A 22434-nucleotide genomic window follows, 5' to 3' on the forward strand; every position below is an offset into this window, starting at 1 on the left:
CGGGTTTCAGTTGCCGTGTCACCGATGCCTCCTATTCGCAGACGTGCGAGCGGTGGATGTCGCTGCCCCACCGCTTCGCTTTCTGGACCGACGGGCCTGTGAACCAGTTCGGCTGGTGCGCCAGGATGCCGTTGTTGACGTTGGACAGCTGTTCCCACAGTTTGAAGAACGCCTCGCCCTCGTAGATCGGGAAGTAGTTGTCGCCGAAAGAGTTCTGCGCCTGAGTCAGCGCCTGGGCACGCGGGGTCAGGAAGTCCAGGCTTTGCGCGATGTTGCCGGTGACGATATCGACCTGCTGGTCGATCTCGTCACGGGCGTAGTTGTCATCCCTGCCATCTGGAGCGATCCGGTTGAACTGCACCCGATCGACCTGCGCGCGCAGCGTGGCGTACTGAGCGTTGTACCACTGGCACATCTCCCGCATCGCCGTAACATCCGCATCGGTGACGCTGTTCCTCGTCTGGTCGTACGGGAACGGGTATTTGGGCTGCCAGTTCGAGGCGACCAGCACAACCGGCGGCAATGGGCGGATAACGTCGCTATCGGACGGCGGGTCGGGAGGTGACGGCAGGTCGCCCGGGCCCGCGGACGCCGGGACGACTCCGAACACGGCAGTGACAGCGATGACGACGGCACCGAAAAGACCGGATGCGACACGACCCGTGTACCGTTGTGCACCTTTGTCCTTGGAAGCACGTGCCATAACCAGACCTCCTCTCCGATGAGGGATATCAGTTGCCTTCCAACGCGGAAGCGATCCCACCGACATCGGTGATCTGCCAGTCGTTGTTCGTGTCGATCGTCATGCTGTAAGTGGCCGTCGACTGCAGTGGCTCCGGTGACTGGATCGTTTTGGTCTTGACGCTGACGAAACTGTCGACCACGTATACACCGTCGATGTTGGTGCGGACCTTAGCTACCAGTGGTCGCGCACTCGAACTCCACTGCAGCGGGGTAAGGACCTGCTCCATCGATGTGCCCGCTTCGGTGAGCTTCTTGTTCAGCTCCGGACTGGTGCCCGCGACAAGCCTGACCTTCCAAGCCTGGAGGTCCTTGTAATCCATCGTCGCCGCACTGACCGCGTAGTCCAGCGCCATCTTCTCGGCACGGGAATCGTTCGCCGACTGGGCGGCCTGCGCGTGGAGCTGATGGCGGGCGCCCAAATACAGCCATCCCATTGTCGCCATCGCGGCGATCAACATCGCCATGGCCCCGGTGATCAGCAGGCTACGCACGCTCAACGAGACTGAACGCGACTGCCTCCGCGGCTGACGGTCCGTTACCTCGTCCACGCTGCCGGATCTTTCCCCGCTCACCGTCGAGTCCTCCGCGGTGGCCGGGGCGTCCTGGTCGCCGGCTGCCGCACCATTTCTGTCGTCTGGCGTGGTTGCCATGGTTCTACCTCTCGTCGAACTGTGTTCGTCTCGATCCCCTCGTCACAGAGGTCGGCTCACGGCCTGATCCGAAGGGTGATGATCCCGTCTGGCGGAACCGTTTCGAGGAAATTGTCTAGAAGTTGCCCTGTGTCGAAATTCATCAACGACGCGGCGATGGCATTCAACTTGGGCTGGAACGCCTCGCCCAACACCTTGAGGTCGCTGCCGCGGTCATCGAGTAATGCTTGAATCCGGGCCACCAAGTTGTTCAAGTTTTTCACGTTCGCCGGTTCGCCACGGTGGGCCAAGATCGGATTGTGCTTGTAGAAATCCTGTGCGCCTCTGCCTATCTCGTGGAACTGCGGGGTGAGGAACTCCAGAATCGGACTGACCCATTCGGCGTTTTCGAGTAGGGTCTGAAAATTGCCGAGCAGGAGTCGCCCGCGCCCGTTCTGCTCGTTGACGGCGTTGTTCAGCAGTGTGCTGGCCCGCGCCAAGTTGGGCAGCGTAGCGTTCGGGTCAGGCAGTGCCGTGTTGATCTCGGTAATCACCCGGTTTAATGCGTCGGGGGCCATCTGACCGAGCACTCGTGTGACGCTCGTCGCCAGCTCCGAGATCGACGGGGGCTGAACAACTTCTTCTGTCGCAATCCTCTGACCGCTCTGCAGAATCCGTCCGCCGTCACTACGGGGCATGAGCCCGAGGTAGGACTCTCCGAGCGCGGAAAGATTCTCGAGATGCACTGCGGTGTCGACGGGAATCCGATACTTCCCTTCGACGTAGAAGTCAATCGTCGCCGCTGTCAGCGATGCCCGAATTTCAGTGACCTTACCGACGGGCACACCGCGCAACAGCACGTTCGATCCCACGGCCAGCCCGTTGATGTCCGGAACGTCCATCGACAGGTCGGTCCGGTCGTCTGGCGGGCTCACGCGCAACCCGAGCGTAGTGAGATAGCCCAGAACGAACGCGATGATCGCGGCGAAGGCGAGGAACGAGACGACATCACGCCGTCGGACAGCGAATCTCATGGCATCGCCCCCAATATCCGCAGGACTTCCTGCACGTTGCCCGACAGTTCTCGACCGTCCGGACCGACGATCGAGGTGATGTTGATTGCCGGGTACTTGTCCTCCGGTAGGAAGTAGTCAGTGAACAGCTTCCGGTACTTCGGTATCTCGGCCTCGGTCGCCACCTTCGATTGCTGCACCGCGCCCACGGTGTCGGCCATTGAGTTCAGGAACGGAACCAACCAGTAGCCACCGGACGCGATACTGCCGACGCCGGGAAGCAGCGTCGCGACATAGTTTGTAAGGCCGATGAGGCGCTCCAAGCCGAGTTGACCGTACGGTGAGAGCACGTAATTCAGCTCCGGTACGTGGAAATTGAGAGTGTCCGCCGTCCGGGCGGCGCCATCGAGCAGCTTGTCGACTCGGTCGATGTTCTCCGACAACGCATCGAGGTTCGTGTCGATCTGAGAGGTGAGCCTTCGTACCTCGTCGGTGGTGGGAACCACCCGGTTGAGCCGGATGACTGTGTTCTGCGCCCGCTGGATGGACCCGCTCGACACGAAGTTCGCCAAGCTGGCGATGGTGTCCTCGAGTTGCGGTGGGGACGTCGTCTGCTCGAGCGGTATCACCGCACCCCGACGTAGCGGAGTGTCGCCGGCGGATGCATCCTGGGGCCGCTCGAGTGCAACGTAGATGTCGCCGAGGACAGTGGCCTGCTGCAGTACCGCGTGAACCTGCGACGGGATTACGACATCGCGTCCCACCCGCGCGGTGACGTCGACGGCGTCGGGCGCCAATTTCATGTCGGACACAACACCGACGTTCACGCCGTCGAGCATCACCTTCGCGTGATTGGGCAGATTGAGCACACTCTGAAACCGCATCACGATGTCGTAACCGTCGCTGTAGGACGCTCCGGGTTGCGGGAAGGCGTTGACGTTGATCGACGCGCAGGACGAGATGGAGAGCGCGCACCCGACCGCGATAACAGCCCACCCGCGCCGCGCCCTCATCGACTCGCCTGCGTGAGAACGTACTGAAGCAGGGCGACATCCACTGCGTACGGGGTGCCCCGCACGTTCGCGCAACTGCCGGGCATCGCGGCGTTCATGATGTTGCACTGCGCAACGCCGTTCGGAGTCCGGATGCGGTACAGCGGCGGGCGGTACCGCAGTGTCCCGAACTGATGGTTATTGGCGATGTTGGCCGCTCCGTTGATGAGTCGCGGGGTGATATTCAGTAGGCTCGCGTAGAAAGGAGCGCGCGGCGTCAGCTTTCTGATCGTTACCGCTACCACATCCAGGAGTTGCTGAATCTGAGGGCCTAGTTGGGATTCGAGGTCGGCGGCCATCGTGAGGACGGGACCGATTCCCTCGTAGGCGTTCGATGCTGACACTAGTGTCTGATTGATCTCCGGGGCGACCACGACAGCATCGTGGAAAGCTACCTTCAACGTCGGTTCGATGTCGGCAAGCGACGACGTCAAGGTGCCCAGATTTCTAACTATGGTGCCGAGATCGCCGATTGCCTGGCCTGGCGATTCAAGCACTGCGGCAGCCGAATTCAGCAGCCTGTTCGCATTGGGCCCCTGTCCGCGCAGCGCCTCGTCCACGCCTTTCACTACGGCGGCGATGTTGTTCGACCCCTCGGGGCTGACTGAGTTCACGAAATTCGTCGAGGCGCCGATTACCTGGGACAGACTCTTCGGTGTCAGCGACCGGTCGAGCGGAACGCATGCTCCTGCCGGCAACTTCGGCCCGGCGCCGTAGTTGCCGACGAGTTCCAGTGCTCGGTCGGCGAGGATCGATGTGGACCGGATGACCGCCTTGACATCGTTCGGTAGGGCGCGTTCGTGTTCCACCGTGAAGTCGACGCGCACGGATTGAGCCGACGGGGTTATGCGCGAGACCTTCCCGATCTCATAGCCCATCTGGGTGACCGGATTGCGGACGTACAGTCCGACACTATCCGGCATGATCGCGCAGTACTCGGTTGCCTTGTCCTCGCGTGATGGAAAGTACGAGCCACACGAGAGCATCACGGCGACCGTGAGTAAGGCCGCTGCGGCGGAGCGCATGCGGGTTGACGACATACGGTTCATCAGCATGCGCTCCCCGGGATCGGCATGCACATGTCGGTGGCCAGCAGCGCTGGACTTGCGTTCTGCGCGTCCAGGATTCGGTCAAAAAGGTTCTGCACGCGCTTGAGAGCTCGTATCGTCAGCCCGTTGCGCTCGACGAAGAGTTGCCCCTCGTACAGATAGTTGCGCACTCTCTCGATGAATTCCAAACGGTGGCTCTCGTAGAAGTCGCCCACCGTCTTGAGTTGAAGAAGCACGTACCCCAGTCCGTCGATAGTGTTCTGCATACCACCGTTATAGAGCGCCAGCGTCTGGATCAGGATCGAGGCCTTCCGTACCAACTGACTGAACTTATCGCGATAGTCGGATAGAGCTCGGATGTACTCGTCGGACATGTTGAGGATCTCGGTGATCTGGCCCCGCTGGCGATCTACTGTCGACATGATGGCGTTGCCAGCATCAACCATGGTCGAGACTACCTCGACATTGGTGCCGGACAGACCCTGCTGGAGTTGGTTTAGCGACTCATTCAATGGCGTGGCGTTTACATTTTCGGTGATCTTGGTCGTGTCGGTCAGGGTCTGGATCAAGCTGTAGGGCATCGTCACTCGAGCGCGCGGAATCGTGTCGCCCCCCAGAGGCGTATCCCCGATCGACACGACGTTCACGTAGTAGCCGCCGACGACCGTCAACATCCGCACGTCCACCTGCGAGCGATCGCCGACAAAAGCGGTGTTGGCGACGCGCGCCGTCACCTTGACCTGGTCCGGCTCAAGCGAAAGTCGCTCCACCTTGCCGACCGCTATCCCAGCCATACGAATTTGGTCGCCGGCTCGTATCGACACCACGTCGTCGGTATAGAAGCTGATGGACTTGTTCTGCCCCGGCGGGTGATAGTAGATGTAGGCCAGTAGGAGAGCGACGACGACCGCGAACGCGATCGCACCGGCTCCCCATACCGTCGGGTTGCGAAGCGCCTGTTGCGGATTCAACGGTTGCACAAGACCACCCGCTGACCGTTCAGGAGCACATCCATCGTCTCAGGCAGCTGGAAACGGCCGCGCGAGCACGGTTCGACCACGTCGTCGTTCTCGCCGGGCGGCCGAATGTTGTCGTTCATCACCGGAACGAGCTTGAACGCGTCAAAGAAATTGTCGAGGTTGCTGAAGGCTTTGTCGAGTGCCTCGTCGATGTTGATCCCCGGCTTCAGTCCGGCGTTGTTGAGCAATCGAACCACCGGATCGAAGAAGTCCTTTCCATACAGCAGGGATTTGCGGAACTCGTCGAGGATCGTGAGCGCGGCGTCCAGCGGCTGATTGAACAGGTCGATGAGGTGGACGTACTGCGCGGACTTGCTCTTGATCTCGTTGGCCACATTGGTGAGGTTGTTCATCAACACTGCCACGACCTGCTGGCGGTTCGACACAAACTCGGTGAGGTTGCGCAAGCTTGCCAGCACCGGCGCCAGCCCGCTTCCGTCGCCGCTGAGCAGAGTCGCTGCCTTCGAACTGAAGTCGTTGATCTCCTCGGGGCTGAGCGTGGCGAGTACCGGCTGCAGTCCGTTAAACAATGCGGTGACGTCAAACGAAGGTTGCGTCATGCTCGTCGGAACATTGGCGATCAGGTCCGCCGCTTTGTAGCCCTCGGCCGCGTCGGTGATGTCGATGTACCGGACACCGGTGAGCGCCTGGAACTTGATGGCGAGCCGGGACATCGGCACGATGCCGTACTTCTTGTCGAGGGTGAAGGACACCCTCGCGACGTTCTGTCCGTCTCTGCGAGCAAGATCGACGGTATCGACCTTCCCAACGCGCACACCGCGGACCCGTACGTCGCCGTCGGGGTGCAGCCCTGACGCGTCGGTGAATTCGGCTGTGTAGCCATTCGTCTGCACGGCCACCGGGTTGGTGAGCGTATTGGACAGCAGGATGAACAGGAACGCGGCTATGGCGATGCTGAGACCGACGCGCCACAGCGCAGCAGAGGGTTTCACCGTGAACCTTGCGTCTCGATGCCTATGGGAGCCGCGACCCCCGGCAGGCTGTCCAACATGACGCGCACTGGGATCGCGCGTTGGTCCCCGTTACCCACATACAGCTTCTCGAACCTCGCGCGCAGTTCGGCGAGCTTCTCCGCGATATCCTCCGGGCGCAGCAGCGGAGGCACGGTGTCGGTGATGGACTTGATGCCGGTGATCAACGGATAGAGGTCGTCCACGTGAGTCCGTTCGAGTCGTCCGACGGCGGCGAACAATCCGACCGAAGCGAACTCGGCGAACGCGACCGGCGCCTTCTGGAAGTAGTCCTCGGACATGTCGGCGAGATTCTGCACCTCCGTGCACTCGAGGAACGGATATGCGAGCTGCTGAGGTACCGTCTGCGCCGGCGGACACGGCGCCCGCCCCGGGTAGTACTTGAAATCGGTAACCCGACGGGTGGTCTCGAGCGCCGAGTCCGTGAAACCGGGGAAGGCCGCTGCGATCGACGCAGAGTTCGTCAGTAGCCGCTCGGTCGGAATCGTCTGCACGTCAGCAAACGCTCGCGTCACGGTCGCGGCAGTCTCGAACAACGGGTTCAGCCCGTCGGTGTACTGCGTCACCCTATCGATCACCTGTACCAACTGGGGCGTAAGCGAAGCGGCCGAAACGTCCCCGAGCTGGGCTAGCAACTCGGAGAGAGTGAAGTTGCCCACCGGCACCGAGCTGATCTCGCTCCCGTCGTGCAGCAGCTGTCCACCCGGATTTGGTCTCAGGTTGATGCCCGCGACCCCGAAATAATTGATGGGCCGGAAGTCGAGGTTCATGGCGTCGGTGAGGCCCCGCACCGGATTCTTCTCGAGTTCCGCCACTATGCGAACCCCGCCGCGGGCGGTTCCGGCAACGTTCACCACTTTGCCGACCTCGACGCCGTGTAGCACGACCGCGGTTCCTGCAGCCACCCCCTGCCCGACGTAGGGCGAGTTGATGACGATCGAGAATCGACTGTCGTTGCGGCCGGCGAACGGATTCGCGGCCGCGAGGCACCCGATGAGCACGATCACGAGCAGGACCGTCAGGCCGCTGATCGCCAGCACCCGGTCCTGGTACTTCTGAGACCCTGTCGACAACACGTTCGCCTACCCTTTGAACACGAATTCGGGCTTGAGCCCCCATAGGAGCACGGTTGTCGTGAAGTCCAGAATCATGATCGTCACCAAGCTCGCGCGTACCGCGCGGCCGGACGCCTGACCCACACCGACCGGGCCTCCGGATGCGAAGTACCCGTAATAACAGTGGATGAGCGTAGCCGCAACGCAGTAGGTGGTGGCTTTTATGAGCGAATACAAGAGATCTACTGGAGTCAGGAACTGGATGAAGTAGTGATCGTAGGTTCCAGCGGGCTCGCCGTTGAACGTCGTGACGACTGTCTCGAGGATGAAGAAGGTCGCCACCATCGTGAGGAGGTAACCCGGTACGACGCAGAGCAGCCCACCGATCATCCTGGTGCCGACGACGAAAGGGATGGGCCGCAGCCCCATCACCTCGACGGCGTCGATCTCCTCGGCGATACGCATGGCGCCGATCTCGGCGGTCATGCGGGTGCCGGCCTGCGCGGTGAACGCGATGCCCGCCACCAGCGGTCCGATGACACGGACGGCTCCGACGCCGCCGATGAGTCCCGAAAGGGCGCCGAAACCGATGATGTTCAGGGTGGCCAGCGCCTCGATGGCCAGAGAGGCACCGACCGCCATGCCCAGGATCAGCAGGACAGTGATTGTGCCGCCATCTACGATCAGCGAGCCGCGGCCCCATGCTAGGTTGATCGTCGCCGCGAGCGTCTGTCGGGTGTACTTACGCACCGCCAACGGCAGATAGAGAATCGTCTGCGCGATGAACAACGTCCACTGACCCACCGTCCGCAGTGGCGCCGTCAGCGCCCGCTCCGAGAACAGGCGGCTACGCAGAAGCGAAGCGGGGGCGGCCATCACGCGATCGCCATCGGGAAGAACATGGTCTGGATCTGTGTCATGGCCAGATTCGTGAAGACGATGAGGACCACATTGATGACCACGGCTGCGTTCACCGCATCGGCAACGCCGCGGGGCCCGCCCTTCGCCTCCATGCCCCTCAGCGACGAGATGATCGCGACGATCGCCGCGAAGACCACGCTCTTCACCACGGCGAACCCGACGTCAACCATCTTCGCAAACGTGCCGAACGAACTCCAGAAGGAGCCGGGAGCCACCTCATTCACCGTCACTGACAGGAGGAAGGCCGCACCGGTACCCGACGCGATGATAACCACGCAGAGCACCGGAGCGATGAGGATGAGTGCAAGGAACCGCGGCACGACGAGTCGCCGGACGGGGTCGACGCCCAGGACTCGCATAGCGTCGAGTTCCTCGCGCATCGCCCGCGCCCCGAAATCGGACGCGATCGCCGAAGCGGCAGCACCGCCCATCAGGAGTCCGGCAGTGATCGGGGCGCCCTGCCGCACAACACCAACGCCGCTGGCCGCACCGAGTAGGGCGGTCGCACCGACTTCTGAGACCAAACCGGAGGTCACGACCGTGACCATGGCGCCAAAAGGAATCGCCATCAGCAACGCCGGAATGGCCGTGACCTTGAGCAGCACCCAGGCTTGCCAAAGGAACTCTTGGACCGGCAACCGCAGCGTGACCGTGTCGTACACCGCGTAACGCAGCACGTCAAGTGCGAGCTTCATCCCGCGGCCGGTCGTGCCCGATGCGCGCACCGGTATCGCCGCAGCCTTCGACAATGACCGGCCCACGGTCGATACCGGCCTCATCTCGCTGCCGGTTTTGCCGGACACACGCACCGGTATCGCCGCAGCATCCGATGCAGAATGCTCCCCTGTGGCCGATACCGACGTCAGTCCCCGCGGCGGAGCGGACTCCCCAACCCCGATGGCCACACAGTCTCCTTTGTATCAACCGCGTTCGCCAAGTGGCTGATAGCCAGCCTGCTCGACAATGCAATAACCAGGTTAGTAAATCAGAGTGTAACGGGGACCACAACTCGTACGGCCCCCGCTTGTTCGGCACCTGAACCCCGGTCAAACGACGTACGCCAACTGGCTGACACGCGGCCCTGTTCGGAAATACACTAACCAGGTTATAAAACAGAATGTGCCGGCGACCACAACCGTCGGGCCGACGACCAGTGAAGCTACAACAGATGTCGACAACCGCGCGGAACCGGTCGGTCCATGCACATTCAGTAAGTACGGCGATGAGGTCGAATCGGCGAGCGATGCGGCCTGAACGAGAGGACACGCTGGTGAACGCGCTGGGCAAGGCTGCAAGGGGAGCGCTGATCGCGCTTGCAACAATCGTCTCGAGCTTGAACGTCTCGCCATCTGCGACGGCCGATCCCCTGACGCCGCTGTCGGCGGCGGAGAACGAGTACCTTACCCAGGTTCGCCGGGTGTTCTCGCAGTATCGCGACCCTACCGAGTTCCGCAGCGACGGGGAGCTTTTGCATCTCGGGCGGGTTGCCTGTCATCAAGCCTCGATCGGCCTCGTCGGATACGGGGCGACGCTGATCACCCCCGCCATCACGCAGCTCGCCTTGATCTACCTGTGCCCGAGCTAGCGGACCGACCGTCAACAGCCCTCCCACCACGGAGTACACGCATGCGCATTATCGCCTCGATCGGCATCGCCCTCGCCAGCTCGGTTCTAGTCTCGACGGCTCCGTCGGCATCCGCCGACAACGACAGCTTCGTCAGCGAGACGAAAGACCTCGGATTCGTACAATCGGCCCCGAGCCTCATCAGTACGGCCCATTCCGCCTGCTACTTCCTTTGGCTGAATCGGGATCCCGGCCAGGTATCTGACCGCATATCACGCTATTTGGCCGTGGACCCCGGCACGGCGAACAGGTTCTTCACCATGTCTGTCCACGAGTACTGCCCCTGGTACAGCGATCGGATCGTCGGGTAGAACCGGCCGCCAACCGGATCGCGACAGCTAGTTCGCGCAGTCGGTCCTCGCAGTCGGTCACGAGCGACTCGACGATCTCGCGCGTCGGCCGCAGGTACGTGAACGCCCCGACCACTGCCCAATGAACAGGTCTCCAGCTCAAGGGCGCCAGCATGCCCGTCGGCGGCCGCCGCGTCGATCCGGCTGGAATGTCCCCGGTGCATAGTCCGGCCTGACCTGTCCCAGTGTTGTCAGTCAAGGGTTATGCGAGTCGAGGGCAGAGTGATCATCGGGAGGTCACACGCAGGTGCGGCAGGTAGATCCATCGGGCTGTCAAATGTAAAGGTTCAAGACATGTTGGACGACAGGGGTTCTAGAAATCCTTGACGGGTTCAGGGCTTGCTTGACGGGTCTGGTTTGATCTTGATCTTGTGACTGAACAGCTCCCGGACAGTGCTAGCGACTGGGTGATCGAGCACAGGTACCGCGCGGTCCTTCAGGTACTCGACGGGGTCTCGAAGAGTCAGGTGGCGCGGGAGTGCGGGGCATCACGGCAGTCCGTGCACTCATGGGTCATCCGCTACGAGGCCCTCGGCTTGCCGGGATTGGCCGACCGATCACGGCGGCCGTTGACGTCGCCGAACGAACTGTCGCCGACGGTGGTGGCGATGGTCTGCGAACTGCGCGGGTGGACGCGCCACCCTCGCGTTCGAGCGTGTATCGGATTCTGGTTCGGCACGGCTTGGTGGCTGCCCAACAGCAGAACCACAAACGCAAGTACCGACGCTGGCAGCGCGACGCCCCGATGCAGCTCTGGCAGATCGACATCATGGGCGGGGTCTTCTTAGTAGATGGCCGTGAATGCAAGTTGGTCGCCGGCATCGATGACCACGCCCGGTTCGTCGTGATGGCGACTGTCGTCGCCGATCCCGGGGCTCGCGCAGTGTGCGCGGCGTTCACCGCGGCCATGGCGACCTATGGTGTGCCGTCAGAAGTGTTGACAGACAACGGGAAGCAGTTCACGGGGCGGTTCACCAAGTCGTATCCGTCAGAGGTTCTGTTTGAACGGATCTGTCGGGAGAACGGCATCACCACGCGGTTGACCAAACCCCGGTCCCCGACAACGACCGGCAAGATCGAACGCTTCCATAAGACGCTGCGTCGCGAGTTCCTGGATTCCGCTGGCCCCTTCGCCAGCATCGAGACGGCCCAGGAGGCGATCGACGCCTGGGTGTACGGCTACAACTACAGCCGCCCGCACCAATCGCTGGGAATGGCGACGCCGGCGACGGTGTTTCGACCGGCGCCCGTCGAGGTGGTCCCGCCGGTTCCGGTGGACACCGAACCGCTGACTCCCAACATCGTCGACGTCGTCGTTCCGCCTCGTCCCACGCAACACCTCGCTCCGGCCGCAGAGCACTCGCTGGGCGGCATCGTTCACGCCGTCGAGTGGGAGGCCGTGCTGACGCCGCGAGCGCGGCTCCTGCTGCCGGGTGATCAGCAGTTCAAGTTCACCGCCGCGCTGGCCCGACGCGAGGTCACGGTATGGGCCAGCGACCGCAGCATCCACATCGTGCTCGGCGGCACGGTGATACGCACGCGACCGTCACGACTGTCCGAACACGACCTGCGCGATCTGCTGCGGCGCGGTGCACGCATAGCGGGACCCGAGCCAGCACGCGAGGCTGTCACCATCGACATGCTGACGACCAGCGCGGTGATCGAAGTCGCCCGCACCGTCTCGCGCGATGGCTCCATCGGCCTCGGCGGCCATAAGGTGCTGCTGGAGTCGACGTTGGTCGGCCAGCGCGTCCCCTCCGCTTCGAGGGCAGTCTGATGCACGTCGTGGCCAACGGCCGACTGGTCAAGACGCTGCCCGCGCCGCTGCCACCGGATCAGCGCGCGGCTCTGCGCGGTGCGCGGCCCTCCTCCGAGCCATTGCCGCCGCCAGCACCCCCGCACCAGGCCATGCGACGCGTGGCGGCCAACGGCACGGTCACCGTCGCCGGCCAACGCCTACGCATCGGACGTAGCTACCAAGGGCAAACGGTCGCTATCGTCATCGACGACAACGTCTTTCGCATCTTCACCGACGACAACGAGATATGCACCCGCTCAAGAAGAACCGATACGGACATCACCATCTTCAAGGCCTACCCTCGCCGCGATAGCACCTAACCACCGCGAAGATAAACGCAGACCGAATCCGTCAAGCATGTCCTGAAGCACAACCGTCAAGCATGTCTTGAAACCGCACACGGACACGGGCATCTCCTATGCGGTGCTGTACCTGGCATCGGATGAGTCGCGATTCGTAACCGGTCTGCAGCTTCCAGTGGAAGCCGGCGCGAGGATGAAAGGCACGGGCACCCGCAAAATGAAGCTCGCGGGCCAGGTTGCGATCATAACCGGCGATACCGGCGGAATTCCCGATGACCGCGCCACCTCAGTGCACCCGGGTATCGCAGTGGTGCGACGATGACCACACCGGCGTCGGGCGAAGGCGGTGACGCTGCGGCGGCAGCGTCACTGGAGAACATCCGTGCGTTCCTCTAGCTGATCGATGGGTCAATCAGTATCTTGGCGTGCCTCTCTGGATCGCCAAGGTCTCGAACCGCCTGCTCCACCCCATCGAGCCCAACCCTGCCGGTGATCATCGGAGCGACCTGAAGTTCTTCGGCAGCAAGGTGGTTCAGCGTCTGCACATACTCGTCGATAGAGTAGAAGAAGGAGAAGATCACGTCGACCTCCTTCGTCAACCCCGAAACCGGCTGAAACCGGTCTTCCTCCATACACACGCCGGCGACGACCACCTTCGAACCCGCCGCGGCGCCGGAGAGGATCTGCTGGAGGATTCCCGGCACCCCGGTACATTCGAAGACCACCGACGGCCGGTACGGCAGTCCCTGAAACATCAGCGTTTGCCGACCGAATCGATCTGGGTTGTCAGTCGCCGCGACCTGCTGCCATGCTTCGTACGGCGACGTTTCGCGCGGATCGACCACCACCTCGGCGCCGAGATCGGCGGCACGTTCGCGCCGCCGAGGAGAGAAGTCGGCCGCAACAATCGGCCCGATCCCCCGCATCTTCAACACCGCGATGATCGCGAGACCTATTGGTCCGCAACCAATCACCAGGGGCACCTCGTCGGACCCCAAGCCGGCGCGGTTGACCGCGTGCAACGCCACCGCGATGGGTTCGGTTAGCGCAGCGAGATCGGTACTCAGGTTGTCAGGCACCGGCAGCAGCAACGCCTCTGACAGCACCATCAGCTCGCCGTAGCCGCCCGGTGTGTCGACACCGCCGAATCCGATCAGGGTGGGCTCCGGGCGAAGCAGCATCGGGAACGACACCACCCGCGTTCCCGGCGCGAGCTGACCATTGGTACCCGGACCGTATTCGAGGACCTCGGCGCAGAACTCGTGGCCGAGAATCACCGGTTGCGTGACGTCCATCATGTCGACGCCAGTTACCTCGCGCATGCTTTCGACTAGCTCGGGACCATCGCTGATCGCGTGCAGGTCAGATCCGCAGATACCGGTCGCCAACGTCCGGACCAAGACTTCGCCCGACTGCGGCACCGGTGCGGGTACCGTTTTCACCTGGAGCCTTCGGTCGAGCAGCGTTACCGCGCGCATCGTGGTCATGACCGCGTCCTTTCAAGTGAGATGAATTCGGCGGTGAGTCTGTCAGGCATGGACGGCTCCTTTTCGGGGAGTGAGTCGGGATTCCGATGGTGCTCTGCTACGCGATTCGGGGCGGGAGTCGGCAAGTCCATGTAACGGACCGAGATCACCGTTCGGCTATCAATTCCTTCACCTTGTTTACTACCCCTGCGGAGGTGAGGTTGTACCGCTCACGCAAATGATGGGGCAGCGCAGTCGCCAGATCCGTTGCGGGTAGCGAGATGGTTGCAAGGCGGGCGCGCAGACGGCGCCGGGTCAGCACTTCACTCACCAAACTGCCCAGTCCGCCGATGGACAGGTGTTCCTCGACAACGAGGATGCGTTCGTTGCGGGAGAGTGCGTGTTCAACGATCTCCTCGTCGAATGGCGCGAGATAGATAACGTCGATCACCGTGACACCGATGCCGGCAGCTGCCAGTTCCTTCGCGGCCGTGACTGCGATTCCGGTGCCCAAGCCATGCGCCAAGATCGTGATGTCGGATCCCTGACCGAACTTCGTCCAGCCCTGCGCGGGGACGCTGAAATCCGCCGGATATACCGGTGGGTGTCCAGTGGGGCCGATGCGAAGGTAGAGCGGTCCATCGAGGTCGACGGTGGATCCCAGCACCGCGCAAGCAGCCGCGTCGTCGGCCACGGACGCCACGGACAGACCTGGGATCGCGCGAGTGACCGCGAGGTCCTCAAGCGCGAGGTGGCTGGTTCCGAAGTAGCCCATGTCCATGCCGCCCCAAGCCGCGATCAACCGGACCCGCATCCGGGTATAGGCGAGGTCGGTGCGAATCTGCTCAGCGCACTTCAGTGCGGTGAAGGCGCTCATGCCAACGACATACGGGATCAGTCCGCTCGCCGCCAACCCGGCAGCGACTGAGATCGCGTTGGCCTCGGCGATGCCCACGTCGAAGTATCGATTGGGGTGCCGGTCAACGAATGCGGCGGAAAGCGGTGATAGACCGACGTCTGGTGACACCAGGACAATCTCGTCCCTGGTATCGGCGATGCGCAGAAGTTCTTTAGCGATCGCTTCGCCACCGGTGACCTCGGTGCCACCGGCATTGGAGGAGAATGGGTCTGCGATTGCCGTCGACACTGTATCTGCAGTCACGATGCGTTGCTCCTGATCTCAAGTTCTGCTTGGGCCCGGTCCTGCGGACCCAGAAATCCCAGGTGCCAGTCGCGGGGATTGCTCTCCATGAACGACACACCTTTGCCCTTCAGCGTCCGGGCGACGATGCATGTCGGCGTGCGACTGTCGGGATCGGGTAGCCCGTCAAGGGCAACCATCACAGCGCCAACGTCATGCCCATCGATCTCGATTGCGTTCCAACCGAACGCGTGAAACCGGTCGGCAATAGGTTCGATGTTCATCACGCTGGACGTCGGCCCGTCGGCGCAACTTCCGTTTGCGTCGACAATCGCAACGAGACCGCCGAGCCCGTAGTGGGATGCGGCCATGGCAGCTTCCCAGACCTGCCCTTCGTGTAACTCACCGTCGCCGGTGAGGACGACGGTTCGGTAGTCACTGCCGCGCCGTCGAGCGGCTAAGGCCATCCCAACACCGACGGACAGGTTGTGTCCCAGAGCGCCGGAACTGAAGTCGATTCCCGGGGCAGTGCGCATATTGGGATGGTCGGTCAGCGGCGCGTCGATCGATCCGAACGTGTCTAGCCAAGCCTCGGGGAAGTAGCCCAGATCGGCAAGCACCGGCCAAAGACCAACGGCGACATGTCCTTTGCCAAGCACGAATCGGTCGCGATCCGGCCACTGCGGGTCAGAAGGAGCCAGGCGCAGCGTGTGATAGTAGAGAACCGAAAGCAATTCGGCACACGAGAATGTGCTGGAGTAATGCCCGAGTCCGGCGCGACCGATAAGACGGATGACCTCGAGGCGAATCCAGTTCGCTCGCCGTTCAAGCTCGGCCGCGTCGACCGGCCGCTGGCGATCCAGCACTACCCCCGAAATCCCGGTTGGACTGATGACGGCCATGTATGCAACCTCCAGAAGCTCAACGTCGATGCTCGACGAGGCAGAGGTTACCATTCTCACTGAACATGTGTCTATACATTGAACACGTGTACATCGCCTGTCATGCAGCTACGCTCGCGACAGCTCCCTGGACCATAGCTGCGCGAGCGCATCGACGAGGTGCGCCTCGTCGAAACCGATTTGGCGAACCCGCCACTGATACAGGGCGTACATGAGCTGCAATTGCAGAAGCATTACTCGCATCTGCGCTGGTTCGCGCTCAGCCTCCGGTATCCGGTCGAAGTAGGTCGCCATCCAACTCGCCTGCTCGCCGAACAGTCGGGCGTCAATAGCGCTGAACGTCGAATCCGCCGTGCTGGCCTCCATGCCGACCGCGAATGCAGTGATGTGGGAATCGAATACAACAATGAAGGCGCGGAGCCATTGCGCGACAGCCGCGGGCGTGGGATCGGGCAACGCAGCCAGTCGCCGGAATTCCGCCGCGAAGTCCGGCAGGCAACTCGTGCCGATTTGAACCGCGATCTCACCTTTGTCCTTGAAATGCGCATAGAACGTCCCCCGACTTGCCCCCGCGGTCGAGGCAATCTCATCGACCGTGGCGCCACGGTATCCACGCTCACGAAACACCGCGGTCGCCGCAGCCACGAGATCGTTCCGGGTTTGCAAGCGCCGCCGCTCGCGAAGCGACACAGACTGCGCGGCAGCGGCATCCGAACGGCGGGTACCCATGTCCTCAACTATAGTCAACCGCTCGGGCCGGCCGGTCGTCGGACTAATCAGCACATGAGGGATAGGTTGACAGCGTTCGTTGCCGAACGCAGGTAACGCAATGTCGTGGGCAGTGCGTCTCGGTGGCAGCCGACGCCACTCAGGCCGGGCCGATGAAATCGACGATGCGCCGGGCCGCGGCGAGGGGCTGTTCGACCTGAATGAAGTGACCGGCTTCGGCTACGAGTTCAACAATGCTGCCGGCGGGAAGAACGGCACCCACCCGATCAGCGAATTTCACTGAGATACAACCGTCTTCAGTACCGTGTAGATACAGTACGGGCAGCTTCGGACATGCGTCCCAATGGTCATGTAACGCGGCGTACTGCTCGGGCAGCCGGCCAGGTCGAAGTGTTGCACGGTACGGGCCAAGTGCGGCGCGCCAATTCTCAACGGAACCAATCGATGCGGCAACATAGCCGAGGTCGTTGCCCGCGCTGTGGTTCGGCGACCATCGCCGCCACAGTAGCGCTGGAAGCCACGACACTGACCTGTCCGGCAACCAGGGAAGCTGGATGTACTGGGTATACCAGCTCCGGATGAACTGTGCGGGCATCAACACCGGCAACGATCGCCGGGCACCGAAGCCCCGTAATGAGCGGAACGCCGGCATCGGCGGCACCGACATCACCACGGCTTTGGTGAACGGGGTGCCGGGGGCTGCAGACAGCCCGGTGGCAGCGACCGCGCCCAAGTCGTGACCAATCACCACATCTCGACCAGTAATCCCGGCCGCGCCCAGCACTTGTAGGGCGTCGTCCATCAGGGCTGCGATGTGGTAGCTACCGTCGGTCGGGATGGTTGAGGGCGCGTAGCCTCGCATGAACGGGGCGACCACCCGCCAGCCCGCGGCGGTCAATTCCCGAGCGATCGGACGCCAGCTATATGGAGTGTCGGGAAAACCGTGCAGGCACAACGCGATCGGTGCGGATGCCGGGCGGTTCGCGGGTTCCCAGCACAGCGCCTCCAGTGTTACGGCTGGGGCGGTCACCCGGATGCAGTGCGGTTCGAGGTTGCCCGCTGGACCCGTCGGCAGCGCCATCTGCAACCTTCCTCCTCGTTCGTCCGACTCATCTACGAGCGTGATCGCTCATCACTATAACCTGGTTGTCCATTTGAGTGTCGACCGAATTCTGGCCGATCCGAGATTCGCAGCCGGGAGACACACCCACTCATCGGCTGGGTGCGATGGCCACCGTCGTTCTAGCGCCGATGCGAACCGCGATCGTCGCGCTCCCGCTCCCATCGCTGGTGAAGGTGATGCGTTCTTCCCCCGTCGACGCGGTGTACGCCGACAGCGGACGCAACCGGGTGAGGTCCAATGTCACCTCAGCCTGGGGTGCACCGGAATTCCCGCACAGCACCAGCCGCAGATCATCGCCATCGCTGACCGCGTACGCGACCATCACATCCTCGAACGCGACGTGCTGCAGAATCGGCCCGGTGCGCGCGGAGTCGGACGATGGTTCGGTGATTAGCCGCGTCCAATCGCCTCGCCGAGTCAACAGACCTTGGGCAACAAGCGCATTAGCGAATGTCGAACCGTTGGCGTATCGGCGCATACCATCCTGAACGAGAGGCTCGTTGTAGGCGTCCAGCGCCCGCTGCGCGGCATCAGCGATCTGCTGATCACCCAATTCGCGGGCCGCCAACAAGATGACACCACGGGCGTACATGCCGGTGCTACGGTAATTGCCGGAGTCCAGCATGAACGGCTTGGCCAGGTAGGCCTCGAGTCCACCGTTGTGGATATCGAGAACCTCCCGGCAGGCGATGGCCCACAACGTGCGCGCGAAATCCAGGTAGACCGGCGCGATCCACCCGGCGGCCTGGAAGTACATGACCTCGCCACCGAACGGTATCGAAATACCGGTGTAGTCCGATCTGAACGGAACGATCTCGCCACCAGGCGTCATGAGTTCTTCACGCATCCCCCGCAGAAACGGCTCGCGAAGGGAATCGAGATGGCGCGTACCGAACGCAGCGTCATACGACGCCACGCTGTTGAGACCGTAGATGTTGCAGGCCGAGTAGGTCCAGTTCGGCTCGCAGGCGAACACCGTCTGCGGTGATCGACCGAAGTTCCACATCAGCGACTCGTTGAACGAATGGACATCGTGGCGGTAGGTCTTCTTCGGATTGCCCAGGCCGAATTCGAGCGACCCGGGGCCCACAAATCGGTCACTGCCGGTGTTGGCGCTGTAGGTGTTCAGGCAGATGCCCGACCACCCGGTCAGCATGATGTTCTCGAAGCCGGCCGGATCGTAATGGGTGCTCAGCCGTCCCCAAATCCGCTCCAGCCGCCAGTATTTCCAGACCTTCGGCACCGTCAGCTTCTCGATCAGCCGTTCCTGCGCCTCGGACAGATAACCGTGGAAGTTCGGTGTGTAGTGCCGTTGCACCTGCGCCAGCGCGTATTGCACATGGTTGATCTGGTACCGCAGCGCGGACGGCTGGAACTGCTCGATGATGTCGAATCCGTCGAACTTGTCGACCGGCTGCAAGCCTAGACTCAGTAGCCACTTCACGTGGCCCAGCTGGGTGTCGTCGAGTTCGCGCGGCGCGGGGTCCTCGGGGACCATCCGGCGTTGCAACGCGTCAAGGTCGGCGGGCAGATAGCTCGCACGCGCGGCTCGTAGCCGTGCGCTGCGCCGTACCGCGAGGACACGCCGGACGATCGCCAAGGCGACGATGACTCCGACGATCCCCAACGCCATACCCATGGCTCCGAGACGCGGCACCGGTTGTGGGTGACCGGACGCCAGACCCCCGGCGACCGCCACCGCACCGAGCCATGCCACGACGGGTGCCACCACATTGCCGGTGGCGAACCAGGCGATGAAGGCGATCGCGAATACGATCACTGAGATCACGCTTCCGAGCAGCGCCCACCAACCGAAGACCAGGAAGCCGGCCCCGGGGAAGAGCAGTCCCAGGCCCGCGGCCTGCGATGCCGTCGACAAGCCGAAAAGTGTCGGCAGCACGCCGATCACGGCCATCAGCAGATAAATGCTCGCACTGCGACGCAGTCGCCGTGATGCCACCGGACCGTTGAATTTCGAGCGGCGGGGTAGGTCGGCCGAGTCGGTACCCGATTCCCGCGTTGCGTTGTCGAGCAGGGTACTCATCGTGGACCACCTTGTGCCGCAGGGATGCGGGAACTGGCGGTCGGGAACAACACGGTGCGGTTGGCGCCGCCCATCCCGTGGCGGTGCAGCCACTCGTTGATCCTGGTGAACAGGGCTGCGATCAGCAGACAGCACGCCATCGGCTATCGGCGTCCCTTCGCCCGTTTTGCAACGCGGCGAGTGGCACCGCGTCGCTCCCAGGCAAGGTAGCTCTTCAGACATCGGGTCAGCGCCCGAGGATATGGCGGGGTGATCAGCCGGGCGAAGCTGAACGGCAGCTTGCTCGTCGTCACGGTGCGCTGATGGGTGAACGTGTCGAAACCCGTCTTGCCGTGGTACGCGCCCGATCCGCTATGTCCGACACCACCGAACGGAGCGGCCATCACCGCACAGTGCAGGGCGAAATCGTTGACCGATACACCACCGCTGAATGTGTGCTCTCTGAATTTCTCGAGGCCCCGGCCTTGCGGGCCGAACCAGTAGGCCGCCAAGGGCGCGGGCCGCGCCGCGATGTAATTGCACACTTGCGACAGGTCGTCGTACGGGTAGACCGAGAGCACCGGCCCGAAGACTTCCTCATGGGCCAGGCGCATGTCGTCAGTGACATCGAGCGCGATCATCGGGGGGATGCGCCGTTGGCCACGATCCAGCGGGATGCCGGTGTCGCGGATCGTAGCACCGAGGCGGCGGGCATCCTCGACCAGCCCGGTGACCCGGTCGAAATTCTTGTTATCGACGATGCTGACCATGCCGGCCTCGCCCTCGGTCGAGGCGGCCAGCCGGCCCTGTTCGATGGCGGCGTTCACGAATTGGTCGACGTGGGCACGCGGCACGAAGGCGTAGTCGGGGCACAGGCAGATCTGCCCACCGTTGGCCACCCGGGCGGCCATCACCCGCCGGGCCATCTCGGTGATGTCCGCGTCCGCGGCGATCACGGCCGGGTTCTTACCCCCTAGTTCCAGGGTGATCGGCACCAGGTTCCCTCCCGCCGTCGCGGCCACCAAGGCGCCGACGCCGGGTGATCCGGTGAAAAACAGGTGATCGAAATGCAAGGCGCTGAACGCCGCTCCGACATCGGCGCCGCCGGTGACAACAACCAGTTCGGTCGTGTCGAAGTACTCGGCGACCTTGGCGGCGAAGAGTTCGGCGGTGCGGGACGTCACCTCGGAGAATTTGATCATCACCCGGTTGCCGGCGGCGAATGCCGATGCCGCGGGCTGTACTACCAGGCCGATGGGGAAATTCCATGGGCCGATGACCCCGACCACGCCGAGGGGCTTCTTCTCGACCACGGTGGGCATACCCATCAGTGCACCGGAGCGAATGCGCTCGGGTCGCATCCATTTCTCGACATTGCGACGAGTCGCGCTGATATCGGGCAGGATTCCGGCCATCTCGGACAGCAGATTGACTCCGTAGGGACGGTTACCGAAGTCGGCGTGCAGGGCTTCTGCGAACTCGTCCGCGTTCTCCGTGAGCAGCAAGATCAGCCGGTCGATCCGATCGTGCCGAGTCCCGGCCGATGGTGTTCCGGCCGCCAAGAAGTCGGCCCGCTGCGCATCCAGCAGGGCCTGCAGTCGAACAGCGGGGGCGTCCGGGGCCGCTTCGGTCGGAAGGTCTACATCAGTGGGCACGGTGCTCCATTCGAACTGTTTGTGATCGGGTCGATCTTGCCAGCCGGCTGGTCAGGGGCAGGGTGACTGCGGCGCAGGTGATAATCATCAGGACGCCGCCGAGGCGTTGGTCGGTGACGGCAGACAATCTGAGTGAATTGACCTGGTGGGTATGGGATGCGGGCATGATGACCGCCGCCAGACCCAGGATCGCCGCAACCTCCTGGCCGACGGTCAGGGCCGCGCGGCGCAGAGCCAACGGAACCCTGCCGGCGGTGAGCAGAATGGCCGACCAGTATCCGATGCCGATCACCACCGCCGACGCGATCACTAACGCAGGGACGGCCATCAGCAGAGCGGATCGACCGTGGATGGCGGGAAGGTGCAGGACGATCAGAAAGGTCGAATTAGCGACTACCGCCGCGACGACCCCCGCCATCCAGACAGACGATCGCCTGACCTGCCGATCAGTCCGTCCTCGCACCCCCGCGACGATCAGCAGCGGAGCGGCTACCAAGACCACCTCCAAGATCACCATCGCGATCAGGTGCGACTGCAGTCCGAGGGACCGGACGGGTTCGGATGCCACGACGGCGATCAGTCCCCCGGCGACAGCGAAGGCAAGCACTCGATTGCGGAAGATCGTCCAGCACAGCAACAACGCTGCGGTGAGAGCCGCAATAGCGAAAACGCTTGCTGACCAGTGGATCTGCATCGGACTGTCGTGCATGCCGGGCAGATGCTGGTGGTGATGAACTGGCATCGGAGTCGCATTGGCGCGCAGCAGCACCGCACCCACGGCCACTGCGACGGCCAGTTCGGCGGTGGCCGCCAACCACAGGCCCGGCGACAATCGAATGCCACCCGG

General features: G+C 62.9%; 20 protein-coding genes and 2 pseudogenes. 4 read left to right on the plus strand and 18 right to left on the minus strand.

Annotated features, from left to right (window positions below):
- Positions 1–31: 31 nt before the first annotated feature.
- The 10 genes from ACZYY4_RS16860 to ACZYY4_RS16905 are packed head-to-tail and all read right to left on the minus strand — an operon-like array spanning position 32 to position 9253.
- Positions 32–703: a hypothetical protein gene (locus tag ACZYY4_RS16860; RefSeq protein WP_463811143.1), complete on the minus strand. Its 672-nt coding sequence runs from the start codon at positions 701–703 to the stop codon at positions 32–34.
- A gap of 28 nt (positions 704–731) precedes the next feature.
- Entirely contained in the window at positions 732–1394 is a 663-nt protein-coding gene (locus tag ACZYY4_RS16865; RefSeq protein ID WP_463811144.1) for a hypothetical protein, read from the minus strand.
- 56 nt (positions 1395–1450) lie between these two features.
- The gene (locus ACZYY4_RS16870; RefSeq protein WP_463811145.1) at positions 1451–2407 is read right to left on the minus strand and encodes an MlaD family protein; all 957 of its coding nucleotides are present in this window, start codon (positions 2405–2407) and stop codon (positions 1451–1453) included.
- Complete coding sequence (locus ACZYY4_RS16875) at positions 2404–3399, minus strand: MlaD family protein (protein ID WP_463811146.1); 996 nt, start codon at positions 3397–3399, stop codon at positions 2404–2406. The genes ACZYY4_RS16870 and ACZYY4_RS16875 overlap by 4 nt, the downstream gene beginning before the upstream one ends.
- A complete protein-coding gene (locus tag ACZYY4_RS16880) occupies positions 3396–4493 on the minus strand; it encodes an MCE family protein (RefSeq protein ID WP_463811147.1) in 1098 nt (365 codons plus the stop codon). Before ACZYY4_RS16880 ends, ACZYY4_RS16875 begins: the two co-directional genes overlap by 4 nt.
- The gene (locus ACZYY4_RS16885) at positions 4487–5458 is read right to left on the minus strand and encodes an MlaD family protein (RefSeq protein ID WP_463811206.1); all 972 of its coding nucleotides are present in this window, start codon (positions 5456–5458) and stop codon (positions 4487–4489) included. Before ACZYY4_RS16885 ends, ACZYY4_RS16880 begins: the two co-directional genes overlap by 7 nt.
- Positions 5455–6459: an MlaD family protein gene (locus tag ACZYY4_RS16890; protein ID WP_463811148.1), complete on the minus strand. Its 1005-nt coding sequence runs from the start codon at positions 6457–6459 to the stop codon at positions 5455–5457. The genes ACZYY4_RS16885 and ACZYY4_RS16890 overlap by 4 nt, the downstream gene beginning before the upstream one ends.
- A complete protein-coding gene (locus ACZYY4_RS16895) occupies positions 6456–7574 on the minus strand; it encodes an MlaD family protein (protein ID WP_463811149.1) in 1119 nt (372 codons plus the stop codon). The genes ACZYY4_RS16890 and ACZYY4_RS16895 overlap by 4 nt, the downstream gene beginning before the upstream one ends.
- A gap of 6 nt (positions 7575–7580) precedes the next feature.
- Positions 7581–8429 (minus strand): ABC transporter permease, encoded by an 849-nt coding sequence (locus ACZYY4_RS16900; RefSeq protein WP_463811150.1) that lies wholly within the window; start codon positions 8427–8429, stop codon positions 7581–7583.
- Positions 8429–9253, minus strand: coding sequence for an ABC transporter permease (locus ACZYY4_RS16905; protein WP_463811207.1), 825 nt, complete (start codon positions 9251–9253; stop codon positions 8429–8431). Before ACZYY4_RS16905 ends, ACZYY4_RS16900 begins: the two co-directional genes overlap by 1 nt.
- A 491-nt stretch (positions 9254–9744) precedes the next feature.
- Here ACZYY4_RS16905 and ACZYY4_RS16910 point away from each other — a divergent pair, with 491 nt between their 5' ends.
- The 4 genes and pseudogenes from ACZYY4_RS16910 to ACZYY4_RS16925 form a co-directional block, all read left to right on the plus strand.
- The gene (locus ACZYY4_RS16910) at positions 9745–10059 is read left to right on the plus strand and encodes a hypothetical protein (RefSeq protein ID WP_463811151.1); all 315 of its coding nucleotides are present in this window, start codon (positions 9745–9747) and stop codon (positions 10057–10059) included.
- Positions 10060–10100: 41 nt separating this feature from the next.
- Entirely contained in the window at positions 10101–10409 is a 309-nt protein-coding gene (locus tag ACZYY4_RS16915; RefSeq protein WP_463811152.1) for a DUF732 domain-containing protein, read from the plus strand.
- A 410-nt stretch (positions 10410–10819) separates the two neighbouring features.
- Positions 10820–12566 (plus strand): annotated as a pseudogene (locus ACZYY4_RS16920) (IS481 family transposase).
- Positions 12567–12657: 91 nt separating this feature from the next.
- Positions 12658–12747: pseudogene (locus ACZYY4_RS16925) on the plus strand (SDR family mycofactocin-dependent oxidoreductase); the annotation flags it as partial.
- 193 nt (positions 12748–12940) lie between these two features.
- On the opposite strand, the gene ACZYY4_RS16930 reads toward ACZYY4_RS16925, so the two are convergent.
- The 8 genes from ACZYY4_RS16930 to ACZYY4_RS16965 form a co-directional block, all read right to left on the minus strand.
- Positions 12941–14035, minus strand: a complete 1095-nt coding sequence (locus ACZYY4_RS16930; RefSeq protein WP_463811153.1) for a zinc-binding dehydrogenase — start codon at positions 14033–14035, stop codon at positions 12941–12943.
- A 145-nt stretch (positions 14036–14180) separates the two neighbouring features.
- Complete coding sequence (locus ACZYY4_RS16935) at positions 14181–15176, minus strand: transketolase family protein (protein WP_463811154.1); 996 nt, start codon at positions 15174–15176, stop codon at positions 14181–14183.
- Positions 15173–16057, minus strand: a complete 885-nt coding sequence (locus tag ACZYY4_RS16940; RefSeq protein WP_463811155.1) for a transketolase — start codon at positions 16055–16057, stop codon at positions 15173–15175. The genes ACZYY4_RS16935 and ACZYY4_RS16940 overlap by 4 nt, the downstream gene beginning before the upstream one ends.
- A 108-nt stretch (positions 16058–16165) precedes the next feature.
- Positions 16166–16786 carry a TetR/AcrR family transcriptional regulator gene (locus ACZYY4_RS16945; RefSeq protein WP_463811156.1) on the minus strand — a complete coding sequence of 207 codons (621 nt, stop codon included), beginning with the start codon at positions 16784–16786 and terminating at the stop codon, positions 16166–16168.
- Positions 16787–16925: 139 nt separating this feature from the next.
- Positions 16926–17867, minus strand: a complete 942-nt coding sequence (locus ACZYY4_RS16950) for an alpha/beta fold hydrolase (protein ID WP_463811157.1) — start codon at positions 17865–17867, stop codon at positions 16926–16928.
- A gap of 130 nt (positions 17868–17997) precedes the next feature.
- Positions 17998–19953, minus strand: coding sequence for a linalool dehydratase/isomerase domain-containing protein (locus ACZYY4_RS16955; RefSeq protein WP_463811158.1), 1956 nt, complete (start codon positions 19951–19953; stop codon positions 17998–18000).
- A gap of 143 nt (positions 19954–20096) precedes the next feature.
- Complete coding sequence (locus tag ACZYY4_RS16960; protein ID WP_463811159.1) at positions 20097–21587, minus strand: aldehyde dehydrogenase family protein; 1491 nt, start codon at positions 21585–21587, stop codon at positions 20097–20099.
- Entirely contained in the window at positions 21577–22401 is an 825-nt protein-coding gene (locus ACZYY4_RS16965) for a cytochrome c oxidase assembly protein (RefSeq protein ID WP_463811160.1), read from the minus strand. Before ACZYY4_RS16965 ends, ACZYY4_RS16960 begins: the two co-directional genes overlap by 11 nt.
- Positions 22402–22434: the final 33 nt, after the last annotated feature.

The sequence above is a fragment of the Mycobacterium sp. IDUB_21 genome (assembly GCF_055419425.1).